The organism is Mesorhizobium sp. M7A.F.Ca.ET.027.03.2.1, from assembly GCF_003999175.1.
Lineage (GTDB): Bacteria > Pseudomonadota > Alphaproteobacteria > Rhizobiales > Rhizobiaceae > Mesorhizobium.
The window spans coordinates 1-9,237 of record NZ_RZOM01000114.1 but is presented as its reverse complement, the minus strand read 5'-3'; the positions used below and the strand labels follow the sequence as shown (position 1 = coordinate 9,237).

Below are 9,237 nucleotides of genomic sequence, written 5' to 3'. Positions count from 1 at the left end.
CGCAAAGAGCGATGGTTGCGGGATATGGGGCCGCCTCGGTTCCCGGGGCGAGCACCAACCAGCCGCGCGCACCCCCGACCATCACGGCCTGAGCGGCCCAGGGCCGTACCCCCACCTCATCGCTATTCCTGTTCGCGTAGTGATCGTGCGGCGGCTGTCGGTCGCGCGGCGGTCGCGCGGCGCGTCATTTCCGGATTTTTTCAATGCAACAACGCATCAAGACCTTCAAAACCCTGTCGCGCGTGGCCTCGGCTGCCGCGTTCCTCTGCGTCCAGGCGCTCATCTGCATCGGAACCGTCTATTGGGCGGTTGCCGAGACGCTCGGCCTGTCGGCGATGGCGGCCCTTGTTCTCGGCGGCATCTTCGCCGTGCCGACCGTATTTGTACTGATCACCGCCAGTCGCATGGCCTTCGACGCGGAGACGGATCCGGCGAACCAGTGAGCATATGTCACCCCAGGACAGATCTCGGGTGCGCGATTTGTTTGGCGCGACATGGCGGCCCGCGACCCAAGTGACGACACATTTCTGGGCCAGAGGCCGGTCAAAGCAACTTTTGACGACGAACGGCGTTGCCTCGGCGATGCCGTTCGGGAGACAGGAAATGGATAGACTGCAATTCGAGGTGCCTGTGCGCATAGCGCCTGGACCCGGTCTGCCAGTCGAGGAAATCTATGGCGTCGAACAGGCGCTCGATTTTCTCCAGGACTGGCCTGCGCGCCGTCAGGGCCCGATCTATCAGAAAGCGTTCAACGCCTGCTTTGGCGCCACGGTGGACGTGGTCAAGACCGAGGATGCCTGCCGGGCGTTCATGGCGTTTTGCCGCGCCAGTGGACTGATGGCCAGGGACATGATGACGCCGCGCAAGCGCGGCGGTGAGGCGAGGGCGCTCCAGGCCTGAGGGCTGTGCCCTGTTCGTTGCCCGATCAAAACACCGGCGATCGTGTTTGAACGCACGCGGCAATGTCGTGAGCGCGCCGCTGCGCGCGTTTCGTCCCGACGACTGCACCGCACCAAGGCCGGCCCTGTTAAGCTTCCGTTTCCATCTTCCCGGCTACGCCTTTGCTTGTTGGCAATGGTTGATTCGTTGCGTCAGTCTCATGGTTTGGAAGATGTCCCCAGAAAAAGTCCGTGCATTCCCGATCGACCGTCAGGTATTCTTGGTCAGGGAGGTTGCCGCCAAGCTCGGCAATCTGCATGGCGAGACCGCCACCTCGTTCTGGAGAGCCAAGGCGTCGGAGTTGCTCGATCTCGTCGTCGGGTCCGGCAGGGACAGAACGGCAGCCAGCGATGAAGTGCGCAGGTTTTTCCTGGCCGTGCAGCGAGAGATGTTGGCTGATACGGTCGCAGAGTCGATGCCAATTCTTTCCGCTTGAAGCAAATCCTGAACCTCCAGCCTCAATACATGCTTCAATAATTTGTAAATACGTTTGCTCCGGTGTGGTTTTCGGAGACCCGGTCGTTGTTCGCGCGGTCTCGGCTGCGAATCCGGCAATTTCCCGCCGGCCTTGAGGGGCGGCCCACTCTGAGACATCGACGCGCTTGCGCGTAGGTCAGCCAGCGAAACACTTTTTTTTGAAGCCAATCGACCACTGCTCAAAAATGCAACGAACTTTTTAGCCATTCGTTCATTTATGCGTGCTTTCTAATTTAATCCATGGCCTTGAGTAGCTTCACCCGTGTTCGGCTTGTAATGGACGCCCTGCGCCGGAGCACGGGCGCAAATGTCGCCACCATTTTTGCCCTCACCTTGCCGGTCGTTGTCGGCGCTGCGGGCTTCGGCGTCGAGACCTCCTATTGGTACTACAACAGCCTGAGATTGCAGGCGACGGCCGATGCAGCCGCCTATGCCGGTGCGCTCGAACAGATTTCGGGTTCCGACAAGCCGACGATCGTCGCGGCCGCGACCCAGTCCGCGGCGTCGAACGGACTGGGTTCGGGCACGATCGTCGTCAATACGCCGCCGGCGTCCGGACCGAATACGGCGAAAAAAGCGGTCGAGGTGATCGTCGGCCAGCAGCTCGACCGGATGTTCACCCTGATCTTCACGCAGGACAAGGTCCCCGAACAGGCGAGGGCGGTGGCCGTTATTACCGATGCCTCGAGTGCCTGCATGCTCGCGCTCGATCCGTCCGCTTCGCAGGCGGCGCTGTTTTCCGGCAGCACCAGCGTTAAGCTCAACGGCTGCTCGGTCATGTCCAATTCGATCGCTTCGGACGCCATCAAGCTTCAGGGCTCGGCTGGTCTGCAGGCCGATTGTCTTATATCGGCGGGCGGGGTCTCTCTCAGCAATCCCGTCACCACCGTCTGCGCGGCCCCGATCACCCAGGCACTGCCTGCCGGCGATCCCTTTGTCGACCTGCCGGCCCCAGTGGCCGCAACCCCCTGCCAGAACGACAACAAGGCGACGCTCGGTCCAGGCACCTATTGCAGCGGCATGAACCTGAAGGGCAATGTCACGCTTTCGCCCGGCGTCTATGTCGTCCAGGGCAGTTTCAAGATAAACGCCAACGCAGCCATCACCGGCAGCGGGGTGACCATCTTCATGTCGGGCAGTTCGACGGTCAGCATGAATGGCAATGCGTCCGTGAAGCTCAGCGCGGCGACTTCGGGCACCTATTCAGGCGTTCTGTTCTACGGCGACAGGACCGGCATGAGCGCATCCAGCACGTTCAACGGCACCGCGGACTCGCTTTTGACCGGGGCCATCTATTTCCCTAAGCAGCAAGTGAACTATCTTGGCAATTTCTCGGGCAATGGCGGCTGCACCAGGGTCGTCGCCAACACGATCCAATGGTCCGGTAACTCAACCATCAGTCAGGATTGCTCGAGCCTCGGAGTGCCCAACATTCCAGCCGCGCGGTCCGTGGCACTGTCCGAGTAGCGCCGTGCGTCACCGATCGATACCGATCCTTGGCGATGATTCGGGCGTTGCGGCGGTCGAGTTCGCGATGGTGCTGCCGATTCTGTGCCTGGTGCTGCTTGGCATTCTGGACGGCTGGTCCTACGTAACGAGTTCACTGTCGATGCGCGCCGGTGTGAAGACCGCCGCGAACCTGGTCATGAGCGGATCGACCGATGATGCGGCGACCCAGGCCCTTGCCATTGCGAGCTGGGAAAATCGGCCGGAAGACGGCCAGGTCACGCTAAGCCGCATCCCTATGTGCGGGGCGACGGTGGTCGACGCGTCCACCATGTGCAGTGGGCCGAAGGTGCCAGCGGTCTATGTCCAGATACAGGCATCGGGCACCTGGGTGCCGCCAATTGCCTTCGGCGCCTTTGCCACTTCCACCGTCATCGGTCACCAGGAGACGATCCGTGTCCGCTAGGGTAAGCGCGTTCCGGCGGGATCGATCGGGCGGGGCCGGGCTGGAGTTCGCGCTGATCGCGCCCTTCCTTGTCATGCTGCTGTTCGGAATCTTCGCCTTTGGCTGGTCGATGCACTCGGTCTCCAGTGTTCGCTATACGCTGGAGACGTCAGCGCGCTCGCTGCAGCTTAAAAACACGCTGACCCAGGCCGACATTCAATCGATCGCCACGCAGAAATTGCAGGCCTTGGGGTTCAAGGACGTGAACGTCACCATCGCCATCGACCCCGTGAGCGGCGGCTTCCGCATGGCGCATCTGACCGCCGCCTATGCCTTCGTCATCGACTTTCCCTACTTCAGTTCCTTCCCGATCAACTACGCGACAACCGTTACGGTGCCGCTGCTTGGCAGCGGCTAGGCTGTGGCCTGATAGCCTCGCGCTGGGGCTCTGCTTACTTGTACGCCTTGAGCGCGATCAGATAGGCCTTGAGCGCGATCAGACCGCCGAGAATGGTTATCGCCATGAGGATCAGCGCCCACGACACAATGTTGTGTGACAGACGCCTCCGGCGACTGCGCAGGGCCCGGTCCCGCCAGCGTTGGCCTGATCAGCCCCTGTGTTTTGTCGATCCAGGTCCTTCTCCACGAGCAGAATGCGACTCATGCCGGCTGGTGTCCAGATCGGCACCGGTTTTGGCGGTCACGATGCAAGCTTGGCAATCAGCCTGCTTTTGATGGCACGGGGCTAGATAATATATTTCGTAGTGCTAATATTAAGGTGACGCTAGGTCATGTCCGACCATCTGTCGGGTGCAATATGGGGGTTCCAATGAGAGTGGCTGTATTTTGCGTGGCTGTCGTTTTCGCTGCGACTGGTATCGCTGTTGCCAAGGAAAAGAAGGCGGCGGTCAGTGACGCCGCCGCTTTATGTTCCACCAACCCGTCAGCCAAGAAGCCCGCTCCAAATCTGGACTGTGGTTTCACGGGAACAGCCAAATCGGAAGATAGCGGCGCAAAGGCAGAGCCGCGCCTCGGATACGACGCCAATCCGTGGATTATAACAGGCTTTTGACTTCGCGTTGGCGGATGCCGGTTGAAGCGCTGAAGAGAGTCGTCTTAACCGACAGGCCCCGCCCCCGGGACCGGACCGTAACGGTCGGGCGCCGTCGAGAAGGAGGAAGCGCAAATGGCCGCCTATCTGATCGCGGATGTAGACGTAAAGGACGCTGCCGCGTTCGAGGAATACCGGCGGGATGTGCCAGCCACCGAGGAGCGTTATGGTGGGAGATATCTAGGTCGTGGCGGTGCGACCAAGGTTTTGGAGGGCGATTGGGAGCCACACCGTTTGGTTATTATCGAATTCCCCGACATGACGTCGTTGATGGGCTGGTACAATTCGCCGGAATACGCCCGCCTTATTGAAATCCGGAAGCGTTGCGCCAACACCAGGATCATTGCGCTTGAGGGGGTTGCAACACCCACTCTTTGACCGTGGTGGCTCGCGTTCATCAGGTAGTATCCGGCTTTTGCGCCCGAATCCGTACACCGCGAAGTCAGCTGTTTAAAGCCGGGAAACCAGGCAATAAATGCGGGCTTACCACTGCGGGGCTTTCTCATTTGTCGCGGTGCCCGAGAACCCAACTCGACCGTGCAATGAAAAGCCCGCCACGGGGGCGACCTGCGGCGGGCTCTTGGAGCGGCTACATCCCTGAGGAATCGACCACTTTGTAGCAGGATTATGACCTGTGTGGCCGCGTTAGCCTATGGTGTGATCGCGGAAGCTGCGCGTCAGTTGAAGACCGCGGCAGGGAGCCAGTCGAAATTGGCCACATTGGGAGGGAGGTTTGCGCTAAACGCATTATTTTTCTGGTACGCCCAAGGGGAATCGAACCCCTGTTACCGCCGTGAAAGGGCGGTGTCCTAACCGCTAGACGATGGGCGCGCTCAGACGAAGCGGCTTATACTGGCGTTGTGCGCAACCGGCAACCCGTCAGGTGCCACCTTGGACAACTTTTTTCCGGGCCAGCCAAATCAACGATTTCCCGAGGGTTGGCAGGCTTTGATAATTAGCGGCGACACCCATCGTTTCGTCATCCTCGGGCGGAGCAAGGAGCGCAGCGACGCAGCGCAGACCCCTGGAGCTGCTCCGCAACCCAAGGGATTCATGCCGCGACTCAAACGCATCACCACGGTGCAGAATTCTGCTCCGTCGCATTCCTCGACAGCCGTCGCGGCATGGATCCCAGGGTCTCGCGACGGAGCTTCGCTCCTGCTTCGCCCTAGGATGACGAAGTTTGTGGGAGGCTTCGGCTAATCCCGAATGCTCAGAATGGTCACCGGTACGATCTTGGCTGCTAATAGGCCTAAGACCGTCTGCTAGACTAGCCGTCACCGCCGCTGCGCCGGCGGCAGCGCCAGTTCCAGTCGCGCTCGGGGCCGACGTCGACGTGAACCGATTCTGTGTGGCAGTACGTGCCGACGCCGCCGCGGCCGGGCATGCTTCTGATGTAGCTCGCCAGTTCCCATTTCGAAACGCCGGGAACCTGGATATCGGCGGCGGCGCAATACATGTGCAGCGAATTCTTGGCGCCGTTGGCGCGCCGGTTGCGGGCCGGGTCGCGATAGCCTGACGTCACCGTCATCTTGCGGCCGTAGTGGCCTTCGATCGTCTTCAGCACGCGCACCAGCGACGGCTTCAGGCAGGCCACATCGACGCTTTCGTTCTGCTTGAGCAGCCCGTTGGGCGCCAACCGGGCCATGCCGGCGGCTGACGCAACCTGATAGGAGCCGCCGATTGGCCCCTCATCCTCGTTGAGGTCGACGTCGCTTTCGTCGTCCAGGCCGGACTTGCGCTTGATCTCGAACAGGGCCGTCTGGCGCACGCCGGGCAGGGCATCGCTGCCGGTGATGTGACCGCTATCGCCACCGAGCGAAGCCAGTTGCACCGGCTTGGCCGTGGAATTGGCCGAGGCCAGCGTGATGATCGGCTTTGCCGCTGCTGGCGCCGCTTTTGCCTGCGCCGGGGGCTGCTCGCCCGTCCGGGCGTTGCTGATGATGGGGGATGGTGTCGCCGAGGCTGGCGTTGCGCCAAACATCGAGGCGAGGAAGCCTTTCTTCTTTGGTGCTTCGGCCTGCGGCATCTCGCCAGCCGTCACATAGACCGGGTTGTTCATGGCCGGAGCGGCAGCGGGCTTCGGCGCCGCCACGTCGCCGTCGACCGCGGCAATCTGCTGGGCGACCGCGTCGGTTTGCTGCGCGGTCTGTGCCTGCTGCGTCAGCGATTGCGGCGTGTTTCCAACGATGGTTTCGGCGCCCGCCGGCGTGGTCAGCGGAAAGGCAGCTCCCGGTTTGGACATAGGCACGTAGGCGACTTTTTCAGGCAGCGCCGTATCGCTCGTCATCACGGTCGACTGCTCGGTCGTGATCTCGGACGAATCGGCGACAGCGGCCGACTTGCCACTTGAGGCGGCATTCATATCCGATGCGGTGGCATTGTAACCGGGCATTCCGACCGACATTGTCGGGTCGCCAGCCGAAGTGCAGGAGGCCAGAAGCAAGGAGCAGAGCGCTGCCACAATGGCGCGGCGTTCTCCCTTTGCGAGGCTCCATCCTGCTGATTTCAAAGTCAAATTCCCCCTCGATGTCCGGTCGGTATATCCTTGGCGCCACACGCATGCGTCGATGCCAGGGTGACCTTTGTCTCCGATCCGGAAACGAGACCTGTGTCAAATCCGCAAGCCTGGAAGTATTTTTGCGGTGATTGCCGAATTACGGCCGCTTGATGGTTGACGACACCATTTCGCCCGCTTTTGGCGGTCCGTCAACTCACCACACATTACAGTCCGTTACACACGTACTTTCACATAGGTGCCGGGAGCATCACCCAAGGTTTTCATATGCTTGCCCGGTTTGCGGGCAGGCACGCGGGTGTTGTCCTTGGCCTCTATCCAGTCTTGCCAGTGCGGCCACCAGGATCCTGGATGGTCGGTGGCATTGGCTATCCACTGGCTGAAGTCGCCCGTCGGCGTACCCCCGGTCCAGTACTGGTATTTGTTGGATGCCGGCGGATTGACGACCCCTGCGATATGGCCCGACCCGGCCATCACATACTCGACCGTGCCGCCGAAATATTTCGAACCGAGGAACACCGAAAGCGCCGGCGCGATGTGATCTTCCTTGGAGGCGAGGTTGTAGACCGGGATGGTGATGTCCCCAAGCGAGACCGTGTGGCCCGCCAGTTCCATCGTGCCTTGCGAAAGGTTGTTCTCGAGATAGCAGTTGCGCAGGTAGAAAGAGTGATTGGCCGCCGCCATGCGGGTGGAATCTGCATTCCAGTAGAGCAGGTCGAAGGGCAGGGGATCCTTGCCGCGCATGTAGTTGTTGACGACATAGGGCCAGATCAGGTCGCCTGAGCGCAGCATGTTGAAGGCGGTCGCCATCTTGGTGCCGTCGAGATAGCCCTTTTCGCTCATCGACTTTTCCACAGCGGCGACCTGTTCTTCGTCGACGAACACTTTCAGGTCGCCTGCATAGGTGAAGTCGACCTGCGTGGTGAAGAAGGTAGCCGATTTTATGCGGTCGTCGCCCTCTTGCGCCATCAGCGCCAGTGCCGCCGCCAGAAGCGTGCCGCCAACGCAATAGCCGATCGCGTTGACGTCGCGTTCGCCGGTGGCTTTCTCGACGGTGTCGAGGCCGTATTGCAGACCCTCGCGGATATAGGCTTCCCAACTCTTGGTGCCGTGGCGCTCGTCCGGATTGATCCAGGAGATGACGAACACGGTGTGGCCCTGTTCAACCGCCCAGCGAATGAAGGATTTCTGCGGGTTCAAATCGAGGATGTAGAATTTGTTGATCCATGGCGGGCAGATCAGCAAGGGCCGCTTGAGCACCGTCTCGGTCGCCGGGTCGTACTGGATGATTTCGGCGACGTCGCTGCGGCCGACCACCTTGCCAGGAGTGGTGGCGATGTTCCTGCCGATCTCGAAGGGCGAGTAGTCGGCCTGCCGCAGCTTCAGGTCGCCCTTGCCGGCGGCGATGTCCTCGGCCAGCATCTTCATGCCGCGCACCAGGTTTTCGCCGTTCGACGCGACGGTTTCACGGAACAGTTCCGGATTGGTCAGGATGAAATTCGACGGCGAGATGGCGTTGGACACCTGCTTGACGTAAAAGCCGGCCTTGTGGCGGGTGTGCTCGTCAAGGCCTTCGGCGTGCTCGACCAGATCGGCCGCCCAGCGCGAGGTGACGAGATAGGCCTGCTTGAGGAAATCGAAGAAGGCGTTGCGGCCCCATTCCGGGTCGAGGAACCGCTTGTCGCCGCGCTCCGGCTTGACCGCGTCTTCGGTGTCTTGCGCGGCGTTGCTGGTGCGCTGAATGGCGTTGGCCCAGACCGTCATATAGCCGGAGAACAGCCGCGTCTGCGCTTCCAGCGCGCGCTGCGGATCGGCAAGCCAGTATTCGCTGAGCTTGGAAAAGGTCTTCACCATATCGACAACGGGCTCAGCGACATGGTCGCGCACGTCGCCTTTTTCGCGCGGCTCGGCCCAGGCGGAAGCGGCCTTGCCGGCCTGCTCGATCATGCGCGCCATGTTCAGGGCGAAGCGTTCCGGGTCCTTCACCAGATATTGCTCGACGGTCGAAGGCTCGTCATCTTCCGCTTTGCCCGAATCGGGTGTTTTGGACATGGTTGGCGGGGTTCCTCCCGAGGCCTTTTCTTGACATATTAACATGGGACATCCGACCGGGCCAATCTCGCTCTACCTCGGCTGCCAAGGAAACAATATGACGATTAATATTGGCGAAACTGTTTTTTTCGGTGCTGGACATTTTTGCCGCATCGGCGCGGCGATCGTCCTCATCGGGATTGCCGGGTGCTCGAGCACCAACACGAATGGCCCGACGCCTGTCGCTGCGGGTACGGGGCCGAAGGATAC

The 9,237-nt window shown here is 61.0% G+C and carries 10 protein-coding genes, 1 tRNA gene and 1 pseudogene; 9 read left to right on the top strand and 3 right to left on the bottom strand.

The features are described 5' to 3' along the window. Positions 1–203 precede the first annotated feature (203 nt). The 8 genes from EN750_RS07750 to EN750_RS07710 all read left to right on the top strand — a co-directional run bounded on the left by EN750_RS07750 (position 204) and on the right by EN750_RS07710 (position 4,796). On the top strand, positions 204–443 hold the full coding sequence (locus tag EN750_RS07750; RefSeq protein WP_127396082.1) for a hypothetical protein: 240 nt from the start codon (positions 204–206) through the stop codon (positions 441–443). 160 nt (positions 444–603) lie between these two features. Beyond that, positions 604–900, top strand: a complete 297-nt coding sequence (locus tag EN750_RS07745) for a DUF982 domain-containing protein (RefSeq protein ID WP_127271426.1) — start codon at positions 604–606, stop codon at positions 898–900. Positions 901–946: 46 nt separating this feature from the next. Continuing rightward, on the top strand, positions 947–1,375 hold the full coding sequence (locus EN750_RS40535) for a DUF6074 family protein (protein WP_245481740.1): 429 nt from the start codon (positions 947–949) through the stop codon (positions 1,373–1,375). Positions 1,376–1,656: 281 nt separating this feature from the next. Then, positions 1,657–2,883 (top strand): pilus assembly protein TadG-related protein, encoded by a 1,227-nt coding sequence (locus EN750_RS07735; protein ID WP_164873857.1) that lies wholly within the window; start codon positions 1,657–1,659, stop codon positions 2,881–2,883. Between the two features lie 4 nt (positions 2,884–2,887). Continuing rightward, positions 2,888–3,328, top strand: a complete 441-nt coding sequence (locus tag EN750_RS07730; RefSeq protein ID WP_245482649.1) for a TadE/TadG family type IV pilus assembly protein — start codon at positions 2,888–2,890, stop codon at positions 3,326–3,328. Further along, the gene (locus EN750_RS07725) at positions 3,318–3,725 is read left to right on the top strand and encodes a TadE/TadG family type IV pilus assembly protein (RefSeq protein ID WP_127270088.1); all 408 of its coding nucleotides are present in this window, start codon (positions 3,318–3,320) and stop codon (positions 3,723–3,725) included. Before EN750_RS07730 ends, EN750_RS07725 begins: the two co-directional genes overlap by 11 nt. Before the next feature lie 432 nt (positions 3,726–4,157). Then, positions 4,158–4,379: a hypothetical protein gene (locus EN750_RS07715; protein WP_189526083.1), complete on the top strand. Its 222-nt coding sequence runs from the start codon at positions 4,158–4,160 to the stop codon at positions 4,377–4,379. Positions 4,380–4,493: 114 nt separating this feature from the next. Further along, the gene (locus tag EN750_RS07710; protein ID WP_127327465.1) at positions 4,494–4,796 is read left to right on the top strand and encodes a DUF1330 domain-containing protein; all 303 of its coding nucleotides are present in this window, start codon (positions 4,494–4,496) and stop codon (positions 4,794–4,796) included. A gap of 378 nt (positions 4,797–5,174) precedes the next feature. Here EN750_RS07710 and EN750_RS07705 read toward each other — a convergent pair. From EN750_RS07705 to phaC, 3 genes are all read right to left on the bottom strand, one after another. Beyond that, positions 5,175–5,249 (bottom strand) — tRNA-Glu (locus EN750_RS07705). Positions 5,250–5,688: 439 nt separating this feature from the next. Beyond that, complete coding sequence (locus EN750_RS07700; RefSeq protein WP_127396080.1) at positions 5,689–6,936, bottom strand: YcbK family protein; 1,248 nt, start codon at positions 6,934–6,936, stop codon at positions 5,689–5,691. Positions 6,937–7,152: 216 nt separating this feature from the next. Beyond that, positions 7,153–8,988, bottom strand: coding sequence for a class I poly(R)-hydroxyalkanoic acid synthase (gene phaC / locus EN750_RS07695; RefSeq protein WP_127396079.1), 1,836 nt, complete (start codon positions 8,986–8,988; stop codon positions 7,153–7,155). 43 nt (positions 8,989–9,031) lie between these two features. Between phaC and EN750_RS39905 the strand changes: the two are divergent. Then, a pseudogene (locus EN750_RS39905) lies at positions 9,032–9,237 on the top strand (hypothetical protein); the annotation flags it as partial.